The organism is Paenibacillus sp. Dod16 (assembly GCF_049893405.1).
Taxonomy (GTDB): domain Bacteria; phylum Bacillota; class Bacilli; order Paenibacillales; family Paenibacillaceae; genus Paenibacillus_AQ.
On the sequence record NZ_JBNDYG010000003.1, the window covers coordinates 75051 to 94924 of the forward strand.

At 54.6% G+C, this 19874-nt stretch carries 11 protein-coding genes; 3 read left to right on the top strand and 8 right to left on the bottom strand.

Features of this window, described 5'->3' with window-relative positions; all coding sequences use genetic code 11:
• Positions 1-851: YkvI family membrane protein (locus ACPV3A_RS02400; protein ID WP_426198028.1), on the top strand; the 851-nt coding region annotated here is incomplete at its 5' end.
• 48 nt (positions 852-899) lie between these two features.
• Here ACPV3A_RS02400 and ACPV3A_RS02405 read toward each other — a convergent pair.
• The 3 genes from ACPV3A_RS02405 to ACPV3A_RS02415 are packed head-to-tail and all read right to left on the bottom strand — an operon-like array spanning position 900 to position 6562.
• Positions 900-4112 carry an AAA family ATPase gene (locus tag ACPV3A_RS02405; protein WP_426198029.1) on the bottom strand — a complete coding sequence of 1071 codons (3213 nt, stop codon included), beginning with the start codon at positions 4110-4112 and terminating at the stop codon, positions 900-902.
• Positions 4109-5416: a metallophosphoesterase family protein gene (locus ACPV3A_RS02410; RefSeq protein ID WP_426198030.1), complete on the bottom strand. Its 1308-nt coding sequence runs from the start codon at positions 5414-5416 to the stop codon at positions 4109-4111. Before ACPV3A_RS02410 ends, ACPV3A_RS02405 begins: the two co-directional genes overlap by 4 nt.
• A 9-nt stretch (positions 5417-5425) precedes the next feature.
• Complete coding sequence (locus ACPV3A_RS02415; protein ID WP_426198031.1) at positions 5426-6562, bottom strand: glycosyltransferase family 4 protein; 1137 nt, start codon at positions 6560-6562, stop codon at positions 5426-5428.
• A gap of 109 nt (positions 6563-6671) precedes the next feature.
• On the opposite strand from ACPV3A_RS02415, the gene ACPV3A_RS02420 reads away from it, so the two are divergent.
• Both ACPV3A_RS02420 and ACPV3A_RS02425 read left to right on the top strand, forming a co-directional pair.
• A complete protein-coding gene (locus ACPV3A_RS02420) occupies positions 6672-7835 on the top strand; it encodes a GGDEF domain-containing protein (protein ID WP_426198032.1) in 1164 nt (387 codons plus the stop codon).
• Between the two features lie 192 nt (positions 7836-8027).
• A complete protein-coding gene (locus ACPV3A_RS02425; RefSeq protein WP_426198033.1) occupies positions 8028-9416 on the top strand; it encodes an RsmF rRNA methyltransferase first C-terminal domain-containing protein in 1389 nt (462 codons plus the stop codon).
• A gap of 206 nt (positions 9417-9622) precedes the next feature.
• Here the strand turns inward: ACPV3A_RS02425 and ACPV3A_RS02430 are convergent, their stop codons facing one another.
• The 5 genes from ACPV3A_RS02430 to ACPV3A_RS02450 are packed head-to-tail and all read right to left on the bottom strand — an operon-like array spanning position 9623 to position 19872.
• Positions 9623-9772: a hypothetical protein gene (locus ACPV3A_RS02430; RefSeq protein WP_426198233.1), complete on the bottom strand. Its 150-nt coding sequence runs from the start codon at positions 9770-9772 to the stop codon at positions 9623-9625.
• Complete coding sequence (locus ACPV3A_RS02435; protein ID WP_426198034.1) at positions 9769-9996, bottom strand: MbtH family protein; 228 nt, start codon at positions 9994-9996, stop codon at positions 9769-9771. Before ACPV3A_RS02435 ends, ACPV3A_RS02430 begins: the two co-directional genes overlap by 4 nt.
• Positions 9980-17212, bottom strand: a complete 7233-nt coding sequence (locus ACPV3A_RS02440; protein ID WP_426198035.1) for an amino acid adenylation domain-containing protein — start codon at positions 17210-17212, stop codon at positions 9980-9982. Before ACPV3A_RS02440 ends, ACPV3A_RS02435 begins: the two co-directional genes overlap by 17 nt.
• Positions 17213-17224: 12 nt before the next feature.
• Entirely contained in the window at positions 17225-18202 is a 978-nt protein-coding gene (locus ACPV3A_RS02445) for an isochorismatase family protein (protein WP_426198036.1), read from the bottom strand.
• Between the two features lie 20 nt (positions 18203-18222).
• Positions 18223-19872 (bottom strand): (2,3-dihydroxybenzoyl)adenylate synthase, encoded by a 1650-nt coding sequence (locus ACPV3A_RS02450; RefSeq protein ID WP_426198037.1) that lies wholly within the window; start codon positions 19870-19872, stop codon positions 18223-18225.
• Between the last annotated feature and the right edge of the window lie 2 nt (positions 19873-19874).

The window sequence follows — 19874 nt, forward strand, 5'->3', positions numbered from 1 at the left end:
AAACAAATTCCTGTTTGGAGAGAAACAAATTCCTGTTTGGAGAGAAAGCCGGCGTCTGGATCAGCCTCTTTATGTTTGTCATTCTGCTCGGGGTGAACAGCATCATGCTTGCCGGCGCGGGCTCTGTTTTTGTGGAGCATCTGAATTTGAGCTATCAAACCGGATTGTTTGTCACGATGATCGGAACCTATTTCATTCTCAGAAAAGGCATCCAGTCCATCATGACAATGAACAGTCTTGTTGTGCCCATGATGCTGACCTTATCGCTTGCGATTATTTCTCAGACGATTCAAACTTCGGGTGCCACCCGATTCTTAACCTTGACTACGGACCATACCCTGCCTTCGGTTTGGCTGGCGCCCCTTCTCTACACCTCCTTTAACCTGGTAATGGCAATGCCGGTGCTGGTCCCGCTCGGCAGCCAGACCAAAAGCGCGCGTGCCGTAACCTGGGGAGGCATCATTGGAGGTACGGGCGTAGGATTTATGCTGATGGCGGCGCATTTTGCGATGTCTGCGCATATGCCCGGCATTAGTCAATACGAGATCCCGATGGGCAGCATCGCCAACCAGCTGGGCTGGCTCGTCCAGATCATCTATCTCATTCTGATCTTCCTAGAAATTTTCAGCACCTTCGTGGCCAATATCTACGGGATTACCCTGCAGGTTCAGCAGCGAACCTCGCTCTCGCCCAGAGTGATTACCCTTGGCATCATGGTGTTCTGTTATTTCTTCAGCCAGTTCGGCTTCAGTTCCTTGCTCTCTCTCCTCTACCCCATGTTCGGGGGACTGTGTCTGCTCTGGGTGCTCCGACTGACTTTGTTCGGAACACCCGAAATCAGGGGAAAATAAAGGGGCTATCCCAAAGGTATGGTAAAACTGCCTTTGGGAAGCCCCGTTTTATGGCTGCATCGTGATGAGTCGTGCACCCGGTATGAGTTTCATGGTTTGCTCCGCTACATGCCGATGACACGTCATCATTACGACTTGCCGGTCCTGCGATAATTCCGAGAGCAGTTCGAGCGCATGTCCGAGCCGTTCGCCGTCAAAATTTACAAACAGATCATCAAGCAATAACGGCAACCCCGATGCATGCGGCATCGATTGGATCAAACCGAGCCGCATCGCCAGATATAACTGCTCCGCCGTACCGCGGCTTAACCGGCTGCTCTCCACCAATTCACCAGTCGGACGCTCTGCCAACAGGCTCTGATCTCCCATCCGCATGACAATCCGGCTGTACATGCCGCCGGTCAGCATGGTGAAGTAACGGGAAGCCAACTGCAGCACCTGCGGCTGTTTCTCTTCCTCGTACATGCGGCGCGTACGTTTGATAAATTCGGAAGCCATCGAACGTACCGCATATTGCGAGACTAATTCCCGCAGGGCGGTGCGCTGCTCCTCCAGCTGCTGCAGGGCGGAATCCTCGTTCCCCGCTGCTTCCAGCGACTCTCTCTCCTGAAGCAGCCGCCCCCGCCGTTCCTGGAGCTCGTCCCGTAGGTGGAGCGCAGCGGATACGGCTTCCTCCTTCTTCATGCATTGAGCATCAAGTTCCGAAGCATCCATCAGCTCCAGCAGCTGTTCAAGCTGCCGGCGGCCCCCTTCATCCCATCCGCTGAACATGGTAATTTCGTGATGGCGGATCGTGCGAACAAGCTCCTCACGACGCTTCGCAGCAGCTCCCATACGAAGAAAGGTTTCTTCGTCTGCCGATTGGGATGATGCAATCAGAGCTGCTTTGCGCATCTGCAGCCCTTCCCGCTCCTCTGCAATCGCAATCCCCTCCTTGCGCAGCTCTTGAATACGCTCGGCAAGGACCTTCCTCTGTCTCGATTCCTCTTGATAGGGCTTCCATCTGGAATAGACGTTACCGAGCTCGGCAACGGCTGGGATTCGGTTGCCGTTAACGTCACCTTGGGGATCCGCCGCAAAGATCTCATGGCATTGGATGATATAATCCTCCGCCTCTTTTAACAGCACGTCCATTTTCAGTCCAAGCGATTTCTGCTGCCGGATCAGCTCCTGCCCCTGCTCCACTTTGACGAATACGTCCAGCATGACGTCAGGCGACAGGCTCTGCGGGAGTGATCGGGACATAAGCCAATCCTCCCACTGCCGCTCCAGCTCCAAATATCGCTTCTCTTCCTGATCAATAGCGCCCTGAACCGTTTGTAATTCAGCCGCTTGCAGCGCAGCTTTCTCCTCAGCCGCCGCACAATCGGACGTCAGTCGATCCAGCCGCTGCCGCCATGCTTGCCAGCCCTCCATCACGGATCGAAGCTCGCGCATTTGAGCCTCCACCATGATGGGGTCACGCGCCAAGGCAGCGTTTTTGTCCCTTCGACTGCCCGGAATCGTGCTCGCAGCTGCCGCCGCATATGGGTCAGAGACGAGCCTTGAATAGAGATGATCTATATGTTCCGTTCCCTGCACGTCTTGAAGATGGGTCTCATTCGAAGCTGCGCCATGAACCTCCCGACCTCGTTGACCACTCCAGAATACATAACCCATACCGAGCAGCATCACGATGCCTGAGACCACGGCAGCTTCCGTGGTTGACGTCCATAACAATACGACCACCAGCAGGAATGTCATAACAGCCATTCCCGCCAGCAGACCCGCGTGCATCCCAGGTAATCTGCCTCTACCCGATGGACGCGTGGAAGCAGGCTCAGGCTGAGTCCGGGTCAATCTCCGTTCACGCCAGCGCTCAATCTCCAGCTGCAGCTGATTCCACAGCACAGCGGTCTCCTGAGGCGCTGCCGACTTAATCATGGCAAATGCTTCTTGTCCCCGCTCCATCTCCTCGCGCAGCTGCCGCCTGGCTTCCCGCAGCGCCGATTCGGCTGCCGCCGCAGAACGCTGGGCCCCGCGCTGTTCAATGAACAGCGTCTCCATCCGGCGATCATACCCGGCAAAGGCCGCACTGATTCGCCGTACCTCCTCGCGCTCCGAAGCGGATAAAGACAGAGCCAGCAGCTCCTGCCGGGTCCATGCCGGGTCGATATCCCGAAGCAGCTGTTCCAGCCGGATCTCCTGAGATTTGTATTCGGTCGTAAGCTCGGCAAGCTCCCGGTTAGCGGCTTCGTGTAGGCTGCGTTTCTCCCAAAGCTCCTCAATCTGTTCGCCATACTGTTCCATGAACGAATTCAGAGGGAGTGCTCTCAGCTTATCTTCCGCATCCTCGATCGCCCGCTCGGCGCGAATCGACTGGGTGTGGAGAAGGCGCTCTTCCTCCTGCATCTTTTCGTATCGGGGGAGTCCATCAGGAGGAAAGTTGTCACTGTCCATCAGATCCTTTAATTCCAAACTGGCCTCACGCCATTCCAGCCAAGCCGGACGAATGTCCTGCGCTTTTCGAAGCAGCGACAGATCCTCGGCGTCCATAATGCGATCCTGTTCCAAAAGTTTCAACCGTTCCTGTATTTCCAGAATGGATGTAACGGTCTCGTTATAGCGGGAAACGTACGTCTTGCTCTCCGAAACCCGGGTTCTTAAATGCTCGATGGCTTGGAGCAGCTTGGCGGTATGCTGAACCTTTCCGCGCGGCTTATACAGCTTGTCCATCTCCTGGGATAACTTGCGCTCGGCTTCCAGTATATTGGCCCCGCCGCCGATTCCGGCATGGAACAAGTAACCGCTCATCTCGGCAGATTGCAAACTGCGGATTTCCTGAAGCTCGCTTAACGAGATGGCAAACAGCTGACGAAACATATCCTTGGACACACCGCCCAAAGCATATTGCTCCAGTTCTTGTTGTCCAAGCTCAATGACAATTCCATTATCCGCTTGTTTATGAATATGTACGCGCTCGCCTCTGCCGGTGGCTGGATTTCCTTCTCTGGACCGGTTGTAGCGCCGAACCACCCAAGGCACTCCCTCCTTATCCAGAAACCGCAGCTCGCCGCCGTGAATGCCTTCCTCCGAAGGCTCGCCGCGTTCTGCAGGCGAGCCCTTGCCAGGGAATCCGTACAGCATGGCTCGGATAAAATACAGGACGCTGCTCTTTCCCGCTTCATTCGGCCCATACAGCACGGTCACAGGCGCATCTATCTCAAGACTCTTGTCCCGAACAGCTCCAAAGCCTTGAATGTTCATCCGCTCTAGTCTCATGTTCCGACACCTTCCCCTTGCGAACGTTCGCGCAGCAATAACCCTAAGGTCAGTTCCTCCGCTCTGCGAACCCATTCCAGCAGTTCTTCCGGACTGATCTCGTCCAGCAAGGAGCGGATTTCCGCATGCTCAAGCAGAGGCTCCAAGCTTTTGGCAACAGCCCCGCCAGGATCTTGAAGCCGTTCCTGTTCCCCTCGAACAAGACGAAGCAAGTCCCCTGCAAAGCTGTCTTCCGCAAGCAGCCTCTGCCTATCGATCGCATCTCCGGAATGAAGCGAGAAGCTCTCGATCCAGACGCATCCCCGATAGCCGCATGTCTGTCCCTTCGCGGCCTCTCGTCTCCGCAGATCGGTCAGCAGCTCATCGAGCACATATCCGCCTTCAAGCTGACGATGAACCGGCCCCCGTCCCGTAATCCGAACGCGGATCATGCTCAGCCCATCCGCGTTCTCTCTGCTTATTTCGGTGAGAATGGATTCCAGTGAGCGTCTCCATTCATCGACGTCCTGACAAGAATCCAGAGGTGCTTCAACGATTTGCCAGCGCATGGAATCGAGCTCATGGAAGCTCAGCTTCGTGTTGGAGCTCTCATCCACATCGACGATATAACATCCCTTGGGTCCCGTCTCCCGGACATGACGTCCCTGAATATTGCCCGGATACACAATATAAGGGGATTCCTGCAAGGTTCGACGGGAGTGAATATGCCCGAGCGCCCAGTAATGAAATCCGGACTGGATTAAATCCCTTTTCGTACAGGGTGCATAGGTTTCGTGTTGGGGATCCCCATCCACGTTTGCGTGCAGAAGTCCGATATGGTATAGCCTGGATGACGGAGCAGGATAAGTTATTGCAATATTATCGGTTACCTTCGAGGTCGGATACGACATGCCGGTAATGACCGCCACTTCTTGATGATCCGAGCGGCGAACGGCCGTTACGCTTGCAGGCTCCGCCCCAAACACATGGACATGGGGAGGCAGCGCCATGCTAAGCTTGGTGCTGTCGAGCGGATCATGATTGCCATGGATGACATATACCGCAATCCCTTCCATTCCCAGACGGTTAAGGGAATCCAGAAAGCGAAGCTGCGCGCGCAGCGAAATGTTGGAGCTATCGTATATATCTCCGCTGATGACAATAAAATCAACCTGCTGGTCGATGGCCAGCTGAACGAGCCGTTCCAGCGCACGGAAGGTCGATTCCTGAACGTACGACCGCAGAGTGTCATCGAGTCCGCTTATCCCGATAAACGGACTGTCCAGATGTAAATCCGCAGCATGCATAAATCGAAAAGAAGCCATAACCGATCCCTAACTCTCTATCTTAGGTTGAAATTTCAAATACATTTTTTTCAGTTCATTCACGGATCGGGACAAGGAATATTGATTCTTCGCCTTATCCGAAGCGGTCCGGGCAAGCTCGTATCGATAGAGCGGATCACTGATAACCTTCTCGAGCGCAACGCTGAGTGCTATCGGATCCTCCGGCGGTACAAGCAAGCCGTTTACTCCATCCTCGATCTGCTCCGCGATGCCGCCGACGTTGGTGCCTACCAGCGCAAGACTGCTAAGCGCCGCTTCCGCGAACACGGAGCCGAATGCCTCCGCTCTCGAGGGCAGGACAAAGATATCAAAGAACGGCATGAACTCCTCGGGATGCAGCGTATATCCGTAAAAAATCGTCTCCTGGTAGATGCCGAGTGTTTTGGCCATCTCCTCGAGCTCCTGACGGGAAGGGCCGTCGCCGATAATGTGAAGGACGTAATCATATCCTTTGCGTTTCAGTTCCGCGCAGGCTTGGAGCAGAATGTCCAACCCTTTTGCAGGGACCAGACGGCATACCGTAATCAACTGCGGCACTGCATTTTCATGAGGCACCGGCTTAAATCTTTTATCGTCGAATCCGTTATGGATAACCCCGATCGATTCGGGTTCATTCACGTACGGAGCCATGTAAGCCTTGAAGGAGTTCGACACCGTCAACAGACGGTCGCTGATATATTCAAGCTCCTTATATAAAGAGACCAGAAATCTGTGCTCCAGCCCACCTTCTTTGATTCTTCCGTTGAGGATGAGCTCACGCTCGTAACTGGAATGCACGGTTTGGATGAGCGGAACCTCTGGGAATACCGCTTTCATCGACATGCCTGCAATCGGATGATGGCTATGGATAAGATCATAAGGCTTTTGAAGACGCAGACGTGTCCACCACAGGTAATCCCGGTAGGTTTGAAGGTATTTGGCCACTACGGCACTCCCTTCAAACTCTTTCCAATCAAAAGTGTGGAATATCGGATCCTCCTGGCCTTTGTTGCGGATCCGCTTGGGCAGCCAGAACATCTCCATCTCCCAACGGGATGAATGAAAACGCTCCTGCAAATAAGGAATCATGGACGAGACGCCGCCTGGCTGTTCAGGAGGGAAGAATAATGCTTGAAGAAGTTTCATGGGGATCCCCCTTTCTCTAAATCTCTTTTCAGATTCTTTTTCGATATGATATATTAGAACATATGTTTCATGCAACGAAAAACCTATTCCTACTCAGGAGTGAATCGATTTGTCCTATGAATTGAGCTACTGGTCCACTTCTCCTCTACCCACCATATTTGCTGTGTGCGGAGCCTATATCGCGCTCATGATGCTGATCATGTGTCTCTTTATGTACAGCAAACAACGCAAGAATGCTTACATATATATGGCGGCAGCCTTCTTCTTCATTATGACATACGAGAGTTTGAACATCCATTCGGCTTGGACAGGAAAATCTGTTTTTCCACCGGAATCGGACATCCTCCGTTTCATTCAGCTTTTTTCATTTGTCCTGCTGAACGTCTCGGTTGTCATGCTGTACCGTAAGATCAAAACCATGCATTATTGGCTTCCCTTGTTGTCAGCCGCACTGCTTATGCTTCCGCTCATTCTTCCCTCATTTCTTCCGTACACCCTGGACCCGATATGGCAAAGCATATATTTTGATGGTTTTCAGCTCGCTGCGCTCTACCTGGCTTATACCCAAGTCACTCCGCGGATCGGACAACCGATCAAATATGCGATTGGACTTGCCGTCTACGCCATCTCGGCAGTTCTGCAATCCATCCATACCTATTCCGGCGGCCTGTCGCCTGCGTTTCAGGGACTCGCTCTCGCCCTGCCGGTGCTCTTCTACAGCATCGTGTTCTTCATCCTGTTCAGACGCATTGTGGAGCTGATGCAGTCCATCTACCGGTCTGCCATTACGGACGGATTAACAGGACTCTACAACCGCAGGCATTTTATGAAGTATCTGGACCATTACGCCTCGCAGGAATTGAAAATATCCGCTATCTTCTGCGACATCGACAATTTCAAGAAGCTGAATGATACCCAAGGCCATGCCCGAGCCGATGAAGTGCTGAAGCAGGTCGCGGCCATTATGGAGGAAGAGCTTGACGGTATCGGGATTACCGGCCGGTATGGCGGCGAAGAATTGGTGGCCCTGGTGGTTGACCGCAAAGTCAAACCCGCACAGGTCGCCGAGAGCATCCGGGCCAGAGTGGCAAGCGAGAGCATCATCACGATCAGTATCGGCTACAGCGTACTGCGCAAAGGCGTTCGCGGCGATGAACTCATGAAACAGGCCGACAAAGCGATGTATCATTCCAAAACGACCGGCAAAAACAAGGTATCCGATTACCGGTCCTTAACAACCTCATCAACCGAACCAACGGAATCCGCCGGATAACTCTGGCGCAGGCTGCCCACGATATAAAGTGGGCGGTCTTTTTTTGCTTGACATTTCTTTACTACGCCTGCGGCATCGTGATAAACTAATGACCGATTCCTTAAAGCCAGAGAAGAAATGAGGCTGAACCAGGATATTTTTGCCTTTACACTGCAGCATGTACCTTATTCTAAAGAAGGAGCAATCTAACGAATGCGAAAGGAACTATTGCCTGTTGGCTTTGTTGCCAGCATGAATGATATTCTCGGGGATGCCTCGTGCGATTTTTGGGACAGCTACGATTTGCCCCGCACCCACGGGCTGCGCCTTAACCGGCTGAAAGCGGTTCATGCCGCAGACAGCGTAAAAAACCTCATCCGGCAATTCGAGCTGACGCCCGTGCCCTGGTGTGATACCGGGTACTATTATGATGAAAGCCTGCGTCCAGGCAAACACCCCTATCATGCCGCTGGACTATATTATATTCAGGAGCCCTCGGCAATGTCCGCAGTCGAGCTGTTGAATCCTCAGCCCGGAGAGACCATCCTGGATCTTGCGGCAGCTCCCGGCGGCAAGACAAGCCATATTGCCTCCAAGATGATGGGCCTAGGACTGCTTGTCTCCAATGAGATCCATCCCGAACGGGCACGGATTCTGGCTGAGAACGTGGAACGTATGGGAATAACGAATACCGTCGTTACGAGTGCAGCACCGGATCAGCTATCCCGCCGTTTCGTTGCCTGCTTTGACCGGATCATGCTTGATGCGCCATGCTCCGGTGAAGGCATGTTTCGAAAGGATGCCGCAGCGATTGAAGAATGGTCTCCTGAACATGTGGATCTGTGCGTTGCCCGGCAGTGGGACATTGTTCAGGAGGCGTACCGGATGCTCAAACCGGGAGGAACCTTGGCTTACTCCACCTGTACGTTCAACACGGCTGAGAACGAAGAGATGATTGAGCGCATTCTTTCGCAGTATCCCGATATGGAGCTGCGTGAAATGAAGCGCTTGTGGCCGCACTTGGAACGGGGTGAGGGGCATTTTGTTGCCATCTTGGTCAAATCGGCGGCTGCCGAAGTTTTAAATGAAGACCTCGCATACTCTGCGGTCAGCAGCAAATCCCCGGCCAAATCAAACCGGGGCGGCAAACAAGGACCTGCGCTCTCGGCCCTGGCCGACTTTCAAGACTGGGCGAAGCAGGAACTACCCGGCTTTGAGCTTGACTGCGGCACTCCGATATTGTTCGGTGAGGAACTGTACTGGCTTTCGGTCAGCGAGAGCTTGGCATGGAATGACAAGCAGCTGAAAGGCTTGAAGATGCCGCGGGCAGGTCTGCATCTGGCTCATCTGAAGAAGAATCGAATCGAACCGGCCCATGCGCTTGCCATGTCCTTGCATCCTGGCCAAGCAGCCCGCAGCTGGGATCTGCCTTCAGATTCAGCCGAGACGGCTGCTTATTTGCGGGGAGAGGTGCTCTCCATTCCTACTGAATACCGGGGCTGGACGTTGGTAACCACGGATGGATTACCTCTGGGGTGGGGCAAGGCCAGCGGCGGACAGCTCAAGAATCATCTGCCCAAAGGCTTGCGTAATCCCAAGTAACGCTTCTATTCGCAGTTCTATAATGAATGATAAGCCGATCCGAGCCGAATACTGTATAACATACGTTCAAACGCGTCATTAAAAGGGGCGTCTCTCTGGATTACAAACAGAGAGACGCCCCTTACTTTATCCACCTAATCAAAACCGGATGCTTCTTTCCTCATTTTAGGCTGCATCCTTATCTTTAAAACGGCGGCAGTTACTTCCTATAGTTCCGAAGCCGCAGGGGGCACTCCAAGTTCGAGGCTGATCGTCTGAAGCGCAACCTTCAGCACGGTGGCGTCCATAGCGACAACAAACATCGCTGCCACATACACGATGCACAATACCTTGTTCGGGTTCAGCCAGGTGTTCATGATCTATGCTCTGCTGACGGCCCGGTGTTGGCATACAAGCTTCGCGGCCGCAGATCAACCCAGTTCTCGTTGATAAAGGCTGTGCATTCCTCCCGCGTGCTAAGTCCAAAAGCCTGTGTCCAGCCGTTCGGAACAGCAGCGAAACCCGGCCAGAGCGAATATTGCCCTTCATGGTTTACCAGCACAAGAAACTTGCCGTCGACTTGCTCAAAAGGATTGGTCATGGATAAGTTCCCTCCTCTCCGATGTGGTCAGTCCTCGGGTTATACCTGCCTCCAGCTTGCTTAGAATGCACTTGCCGATATAATCCAGTGGGCCCGGCTGGCATAAATCCTTATGCCGGCATTCAATATCGTGCCGCTCGATCTTACCGCCCACGTAAGGCCCCCACATCTCCGGTTCAATGGGATCGAACCAATCGGGGATGATCGTCGAATGGAAGAATAACATGTCTCCCTCAAACCGTTTCGGAACGTAAGCCTTCAACAGCTGCACCGAATTCTCATAGGTCGCCTTCAGATTCATGATCGTCCCTTCCTCAAGGGACGAGAGCGCGCTGCTCTCATTCCGCAGCAATTCAAGGGCGGCCGCTATGGTTAACGGCGCGTCTCCAAGACCCGCTTCAATGCTCTCTCTGTCGAAGCCTCCCAACGCCAGCAGCGCGGTTAAAGCCTCGTCTTCATCGGGGGTTTCCTTGATCGGCAAATAATGACTTGGGTAAGCATCCAGTATGGCTAGCAATTCAATGTCCTCACCCGCCTCCTGCAGCTGTACCGCAATCGACTGAGCGACATTGCCGCCCAGAGACCATCCGAGCAGCCGGTATGGCCCTTGTGGTTGAAGAGAACGAATATGGTCGATATAGTCTTTTGTCATCTCTTCCAGTGATTTCGGCAGCTCCTCTGCTTGCGCAATCCCCCTCGCCTGTAAACCGTAAATCGGATAATCCATGCCGAGATGCTTCATTAAACCGGCGTAACACCAGCTTAATCCTCCTGCCGGATGCACGCAGAACAGCGGTATTTGTTCTCCATGCGCCCGAAGCGGAAGCACGACCTGCAGCGCGCTGTGTCCGCCGCCCATCTCAAGCTTGTCGATAAGCCCCGCTACCGTAGGAGCTTCGAATAAAGCTGCTATGCTTAATTCTTTGCCGAGCGCTTCGCGAACCCGGCTGATAAGCCGGACAGCCAGTAGCGAATGGCCGCCGAGCTCGAAGAAGCTGTCATCGATACCCACCCGTTTGACTCCCAATATCTCCGCAAATAACTCGCATAACACTTCTTCCTGCGGAGTTCGTGGATGGCGTCCATCGGCATCGGGCCCCATATCTGGAGCCGGCAGCGCTTTGCGATCGAGCTTCCCGTTAGGCGTAAGCGGCAGCATGTCCATAAATACGAACGCCCCGGGAACCATGTAATCAGGAAGCATTGAGGCCGCATAACGGCGCAGCTCAGCACCTGCAGACAACTCGCCGCCGGGCTTGCTCACAACATAAGCCGCAAGCCGGCGATCCCCGGGCTGATCCTCGCGCACGATGACTGCCGCCTGAGCGACATCGGCATGACGTGTGAGGACCGATTCGATCTCGCCGAGTTCGATCCGGAAGCCGCGTATTTTCACCTGATGGTCGGACCGCCCCAAATAATCCAGTGTACCGTCGGCCAGCCGCTTCGCCAGATCTCCGGTTCGGTACATTCTCGTCCCCGGCGGACCATACGGATCGGCCACAAAGCGGTCGGCGGTCAGATCTGGACGACCCCAATACCCCCGCGCAAGTCCTGCACCCGCGACATACATCTCTCCAATTACGCCATACGGAACCGGCCGAAGCTTGGAATCCAGGACATATACCCTAAGGTCCGGAATCGCTTCTCCGATCGGACTGCCGGCTCCCGGCAGCGCCAGGTTCCGGTTTAATTCCATATAACTGACGTGCACAGTCGTCTCTGTAATGCCATACATGTTGATCAGACGCGGGGCATCGTCGGCATGACGCTCATACCAATCCGTGAGCCGTCCGAGCTCCAAGGCTTCACCGCCGAACACAACATACCTCAGCGATAGTTTCTGCCCCAGTTCCGCCTGCTCTCGATCCGCCTGAATCAACGGATAAAACGCCGAGGGAGTCTGATTCAGCACGGTTACGCCTTCCCGGACCAGCAAGCTCAACATGTCGTTCGGCGATCTGCTGGTCGTATGCGGAACAACCACGAGTCGACCGCCGTGCAAGAGAGGCCCCCATAATTCCCATACCGAGAAATCAAAGGCATACGAGTGGAATAAGGTCCATACATCAGTCTCATCAAATTGAAACCAATGTGCGGTAGAGTCAAACAACCGGATCACATTCTGATGCGGTACAAGCACGCCCTTCGGTTTGCCGGTAGACCCGGAAGTATAGATGATGTACGCGGCACTCAGCGGCGTAAGGGGCCTGTGACGTTCATGGTCGCTTGGATTCTCATGAGAGTAGCTCTGCACCCGTAAAGCTTGTTCAGGTTCATCCATGACAACATGCTTTATGCATGCGAAGCTCGGCAGCTGATCCATCACCTGAACGCTCGTAATGACGCATACCGGACAAGCATTCTCGATCATGTAAGCCAGCCGATCCTCCGGATACTCCGGATCCAGCGGCAGGTAAGCAGCCCCTGCCTTAAGTACAGCCAATATGCCGATGACCATGTCCAACGAACGCGGCAAGGCGAGCGCTACGATCTGATCCGTCCCGATGCCGGAGGCAATTAACAAGTGAGCAAGCCGATTGGCTCGCTCGTTCAGCTCACCATAGGTAAGCGATAAACCATCATGGACAATCGCGTTCCTTAGAGGCGTGCGGATGACCTGCTCCTCAAACCGCTGAGGCAAGGTTGCCTGCTTGGTAAGAGGCAGTGGAGCGCTCCACTGTCGACGGGTTTCCTCAAGCTCATGAACGGTTAATATATCGAGTTGACTGATGGCTTTACTTGGTTCATTGGCAGCACTCTCCAATACGCGCACATATCGTTCCGCCATCGCTTCCGCCGTTCTGTGCTCGAACAAATCCGTACTAAATTCGATCATACCGTGAACTCCGTCAGGTTCGCCGTGCATATCCCGCCGCTCCGTCAGCTCGAAGGTTAAGTCAAACTTCGCGGTACCTACGCTTTGCAGCTGCAGTTTCGAGCTGACTCCCGGCAGTTCAAGCGAAGTTTCCGGCGTATTATGCAGTACGAGCATCACTTGGAAGAGCGGATGTCTAGACCTGGAACGCGGCGGATTCAATGTCTCGACAAGCCGCTCGAACGGCACATCCTGATGCTCGAAAGCCGCCAGGCTCCTCTCCCGCACCCGCTGCAACAGCTCGTCGAACGATGGGTCATCTGACGTGTCGACACGAAACACAAGCGTATTGATGAAGAAACCAATCAATTGATCCAGACTGTCGTCATTCCGGCCCGAGACCGGACTGCCGATCGGAATGTCCGTACCTGCACCCAGCTTCGTAAACAGCGCAGCCATCGCTGACTGAAACACCATGAATAAAGACGCCCGATTGCTCTGCGCGAGTGTATTCAGCCGCCGATGCAGTTCACGCGAAATCGGAAACGACACGCTTCCGCCCTGATAGCTGGCAACAGCCGGCCTCGGATAATCGGTGGGCAGCTCCAATTGCTCCGGTAAATCGCAAAGTGCCTCAGTCCAATAGTCCAGCTGGCGGGCAATCAGACTGCCCTTATCGCCTGTGCTGCCAAGAAGCTTCTCCTGCCAAACGGCATAGTCTGCATATTGGACCGGTAACGGAGACCATTCCGGCTCACTCCCCAGGCGCCGTGCCATATAGGCATCCGATAGGTCGCGTGTCAGGGGGGTAAGCGACCAGCCGTCGCCAGCTATATGATGCAGCAGCAACAACAGGACAAACTCTCCATTCCCCAGTTTGAACAACTCTGCCCGCAGTGAAGTTTCGGTGGCAAGCTCGAATGGGTCCCTGACGGCTTCCGCCAATCGATCGGGCAGCGCCGAGTCGCTGATTTCGGTCACGATCAGTTCCGGTCGTGCCTCCTCGGCATCCAGGATGTGCTGATAGGAAGTCCCGTCATGATCCGGGTAAACCGTGCGCAGCGTTTCATGACGAGCGGCCACATCACCCAGCGCCATCCGCAGCGCTGCCAGATCAAGCTCACCTGACAAGCGAGCCACGAGCGGAATATTATAGGTCGGGCTCGGACCCTCCAGGCGATATAAAAACCATAACCGCTGCTGGGCAAAAGACAACGGTGGATACTCAGTCCTTATCACGGGACGTACAGCCACTCTGGCCTCTTGCGCATGATCAAGCCGTTTGACAAGACTCGCGGCCGTCGCTGTTTCAAATAGGCTTCCTATGCTAAGCTCCACGCCGAAGGCCTCCCTGACTCGCACCATCACCCTTCCGGCAAGCAGGGAATGGCCGCCGAGGGCAAAGAAATCATCATCAATGGTAACCCGCGATAAACCAAGCACCTCGGCAAAAATCGTGCAGAGCATTTCCTCCTGCGGTGTCCGCGGCATGCGGCCGCCCGTTAACGGATGATCCGGTGCAGGCAGCGCCTTGCGATCCACCTTCTTGTTCGGCGTTAACGGTAGCGCGTCGAGTGCCACGATGACAGACGGGACCATGTACTCGGCCAGCTTCTCTGCGGCATAATCCCGTATTTCTGCTGCATTGATGATATTTGAAGCAGATGGCGATGCTACGATATAAGCAACAAGACGGCGATCACCGGCCCGATCCTCGCGGATGATGACGCAGGCCTGCTCCACCTCCGGATGATCCACAAGCACGGACTCAATCTCTCCCGTCTCGATCCGGAAGCCGCGCAGCTTGATCTGATGATCGGCACGCCCCAAATAATCAATCCAGCCGTTCTCCAGCCAGCGGGCAAGATCGCCTGTACGATACATCCGGGATCCGGGAGGACCGAAGGGATCCGCTACAAACCGTTCCGCTGTCAAATCGGGGCTTCCCAGATACCCTCGGCCAAGACCCGAGCCTGTAATGTACAGCTCGCCCGTTACGCCTGGCGGAACCGGGGACAGTGACGAATCAAGCACATATAACCTCGTATTCCAGACGGGCCCCCCAATGGACGGCTTGTCCCGTTCATAATCGAGCTTGGCCGCTGTCGAATAAATCGTTGTCTCCGTCGGTCCATATTGGTTATTCACTTCGCAGTTCAGATCTTGAAGCGCAAGCTTAAGTCCCACCGGGAGCGCCTCACCCCCGGTTATGACTTTGAGACGCTCAAACTTTCCTGGACGGCAAGCGACAATGGACTGCCACAACGTCGGGGTCGCCTGCATGATGGTCGCCCCCGTTTCCCGAATTCGGCCTATGAGAGCCGCTGCGTCGAGAATGGTATCCCGCATCACGATGTCGAGCGTCGAGCCGCATGAAAGCGGCAGCAGCACTTCCATGACCGAGATGTCGAATGACATCGTGGTAACCGACAGCCAGCGATCCCGCTCCCCTATCTCCAATCGCTCGCGCATATCCGACAGCAGATTGGAAAGTCCTTCGAACGTAAGCAGGACGCCCTTGGGCCGGCCCGTTGATCCGGAGGTATAGATAACGTAGGACGGGTGAAGCGGCAGCAGCGGACTTATGCGATCAGCATCAACAGGGTTATGAAACGCCTGCTGCTCCAATCGCTGAAGGGTAGCCGGAGCATCCAGCATAACCACGTCCTCGTCTTTCATGATAGCTGCGAAGCTTCCGGCCAGATCTTGTGTCGTTATCAAACACGCAGGCTTTGCATCCTCAAGCATATAGGCGATCCGTTCGTCCGGATAATCCGGATCTAACGGCAAGTAAGCCGCACCAGTCTTATGCACGGCAAGGATCGCAACGATCATGTCCGCCGAACGGGGCAGGGAAAGGGCAACGATTCGTTCAGGACCTATGTGGGAGTCAATAAGCAGGCGGGCCAGGCGGTTCGCTCGCCTGTTCAGCTCTTCGTAACGTAGCGTTAATCCCTCGCATACCACCGCCTCCGCCTGCGGGGTACGTGCCACCTGCTCCTCGAATAATTCCGGTATGCTTAACTGCGGTAAGGATCGTGCCGTATCATTCCACTGAAAAAGCACCTTGTCGCGTTCTTCCGGCAAGATGAAAGCCACGCTTCCAACAGGATGGTCCAGCTCCGTTTCGGCAAGACTGTCCAGCAAATACAAATAGCGATGTAAATGGGAAGCTAACTCCTCCAGGCTATAGATCAACGGATTGGCATCCATATCGACTCTCAGCCCGCTTCCATCCAAACTTCCATATACGTTCAAGGTCAGGTCATCCACCGGACCGGAAGCCAGGTTACGGACGATGCCGCCACAGCCTCCAAAGTTCAATTCCGAAGCAAAGGGCATCACATTAACGAGCGGTCCAAATAACCTGCGGTTATCAGCAAGCAGCTTGAGATCGCGCCGGATATCCTGATGTCTGTAGCGCTGATGCCGCTTGATCTCGCGAATCTCCCGTGTGACCTGCTGCAGCAGGTTGATTAGACTCATATCGGGCCTAACGCGCACTCGAAGCGGCAGCACATTCATGACCATCCCTGGAATACGGATGGAGGCCGAACCTAAGCGGCACATCACCGGCAATCCAAGAACAACATCCTCTGCGCCTGTTATTCGATGTATATATAGAGCCGTTGCAGCCGCTATCACGTCCGGCCAGCTTGTCCTTGATGCTTGCGCGGCCGCCTGTATGCGATGGATCGAAGATCCAGGAAGCTGCACCGAACGGCGCAGGAAGCTTCGCGCCGAACGCTGTGCCTGCCCCCCTAAGCTGACGATCTCCGGTTCATCGGCAAAGTGCAACAGCCAGAATTCGCGATCCGAGTCGAGCTGCTGCGACATGCGGTATGACGTATCTTCTTCCAAGATCATGCGAAACCTGCCGAACGCGCCTGTGCCGGAAGATACGCCCCCCGCCAATTCCGTGTAGACTTGAGAGACTTTCTGCAGCAGAAGCGATACGCCGAACCCATCGATTACGATATGATGAATGCGTTGATACCAATAGTAGCGGTCGGCGGAAATCTTGAACAGCGCCTCCGTAAACAACGGCCCTTGGCTTAGATCCACCGCTTGATCAAGGTCATGCATCATCCAGCTTTGGGCGGCATGAACCGGATCCTCATTTCCGCTGACATCCACCACATGAAGCTGCCAATCCGGAGATGGATCAATCGACTGCCAAGGACCGTCCGTATCTTCGCCGAAGCGAACATGCAATGCTTCAGCCTCCCCGACCACCTGACGTAAAGCCCTCTCGAACAGAATCGGATCTACAGGTCCTTGTATTTCAATGCATTCCGCCGTGTTGAATATCGGGTTGACCGGGTCAAGCTGCTGGGCGTACCATATCCCCAGCTGCGCTCCGGACAGAGACCAGCGCTCCTTCTCCCGCTCAAGCATATCCATCCCTCCTTACACCGTATAATAATCATAATTAGGCCGCGACAAGCTTAGCCTATTTGACAGCAATCCCCACCAGTCCGCCAATGTAGGCAGCTCTGCCATTTCCACAAAGCTGATGTCGATGCCCTCGCGCCGTAACCGCTCGGCCAAACTCATGATCCGAATGGAATCCAGCCCCCAGTACTCAATCAGATGGTCGTCTTCACCAATATTTGACGGCTGCTCCTGCAGCAAATCCGCTACGTTCTCTCGCAGCGTTTGCAGCGTCAGCAGCGGTTGGACCTTCGCAGAATTCCCCGTATTCCCCTCTCCGCCCGGAGCTTTAGAATGCTTCGAGATAGAACGCTGCTCTTGAGTTAACGAAGCAACCAAACGTTCCGTGGTCAGCGTAACAGCGCAGCGTTCGGCAGCATAAGTCAGCGCCAGGCGATGCTTCTCTTCCGAGAAATCGGCAAGGGCATCTGCAATGAAGAATGGCTGAATGTCTTTCATAAAAGCTTCGGTTGCGGTCAGCAAACAGCCAATATGGGCGTATATCCCGCAAATCATCAGTTGGTCGCGGCCTAACTCGCGCATCATTTCATGCAAATTGGTTTTCTGGAAGGCGCTGTATCTCCATTTGGTTAACAGCAGATCCCGTTCGTCCGGCGCCACCGCATCCACGAACCTTTTCTGATAAGGACCGTCATTGATGCCGGATCCCCAGAAATCCTGCAGCAGACCGCGCTGCTCCGGTGCTTGTCCGCCAGGCTGTGCCGAATAGATAACGGGAATGCCAAGCTCGGCGCAACAGGACCGAAGCTTCTGAATATGGGCGATCAGCTCCACGACAGGCGATTGATCCGGAGTGAACGCATCGATGAAATATTGCTGCATATCGTGGATGAGCAGCACGGCCCGGTTAGGATCTGCCGTCCATGCCACCTTATTCTTGGGCAGATCCGCCTCCCCTGGCATGGGATAAGGTAAAATTTTTGGAAGTGCCATCATATCTCCTCATTTCTAGGTTAATTGGACATATTCACCCGAACGTCATGATTCTGTAACGCTAGTTCACGCAGACTCTTTTTGCTTACCTTACCGACACCCGTGTGCGGGAAGGAATCCATAAACTCCACCCGATCCGGGATTTTGTACGCAGCTAGCCCTCTATTTCTAAGAAAAGCCTTCAGCTCATTGCCGCTAACCGCAGCATCATGGACAATAACGAAGGCACAGGTCCGCTCACCCAGATACTCGTCCGGCATGGCGACTACAGCTGCGTCGTGAACGCTCGGATGGGCAAGCAGATGATTCTCGACCTCCTCGGCCGCAATCTTGTCGCCCCCGCGGTTTATCTGATCCTTCGAACGGCCTTCGATTACCAGATATCCTGAAGGCGTCAAACTCGCCAGATCCCCCGTTCGATAGAAACCGTCTGTGGTAAAGGCTTTTTCGTTAAACTTGTCCGCTTTATAGTAGCCGCGAATCGTATAGGGTCCCCGCGTCAGCAATTCACCGACTTCACCGGGAGCCACCTCCACGTCATCCTCATCGACCAGCCGCACTTCGTCATACGGAGACATCGGACGCCCTTGCGTATGCACCGTTATATCCTCCGGATCATCCAGCCGGGTATAATTCACCAAGCCTTCCGCCATCCCGTATACTTGCTGCAGCGTACATCCCAGTACCGTTTTTACCCGCTTGGCTGCCTCTGCGCTGAACTTGGCCCCGCCTACCTGCAGCACCTGCAGATTCGACAGGTCATCCGAACGGGACTGTGCAGCCTCAAGCCAGATTAAGGCCAGGGGCGGAACGACCGCCGTCATGGTTACGCCCTCGGAGGCGATCAGCGGGAACGCYACCTCCGGACTCGCGGACCGGGCAAGGACAACTTTCCCTCCCGCATACAGCGTCCCCAGCACGCCCGGCGAGCTAAGCGGAAAGTTATGGGCAGCGGGCAGTACCGCCAAATAAACGCTATCCTTATCCAGCGAGCAGATTTCGGCGCTCATGCGCAAGCTGTAAATATAGTCGTCATGCGTGCGCGGAATAAGCTTCGGCAGTCCGGTCGTCCCGCCGGACAGCTGCAGGAACGCGACCTCGCCGGGATCGGGGCCTTCCTCGTCTAAACGGCGAGAAGGACTGCCCGCATCATCGAGATACAGGTCATCCAGGGACAGAAATGCCCCCGAGGCCGGGCCGTTAACGATGACATGGCGCAGCGAAGGAACCGATGCCTGGACTTGAGCTGCTAAGTTGCGATAATCATATCCCGAATCCTGATCCGGAATAATATAAGCGGCCGCTTCGCTGAAGCCGCATAGATATACGATTTCGCTACGGCGGTGAACAGGCAGGGCGAAGACGGGAATGGCCCCGATGCGGAACAGCGCAAATATCGTATCGAAAAATGGCGCGATATTCGGAAGCTGAACGATAACCCGTTCCCGCGCCTTGATTCCGAGCTTAAGAAATCCCGCTGCCAAGCGGTCCACCCGGTTGTCCAGCTCGGCATAGCTTGTATGCTGATCGCCGCTCACGATCGCAATCCGATCCCCGTGTTCCGCCGCACGCTTCCGCAGGAGCGCTCCAAACGTTTCGCCCTGCCAGCATCCTTCTTCCCGATAACGGGTTGCAAACTCCTCCGGCCAAGCCTTACAACCTGCCAACATTC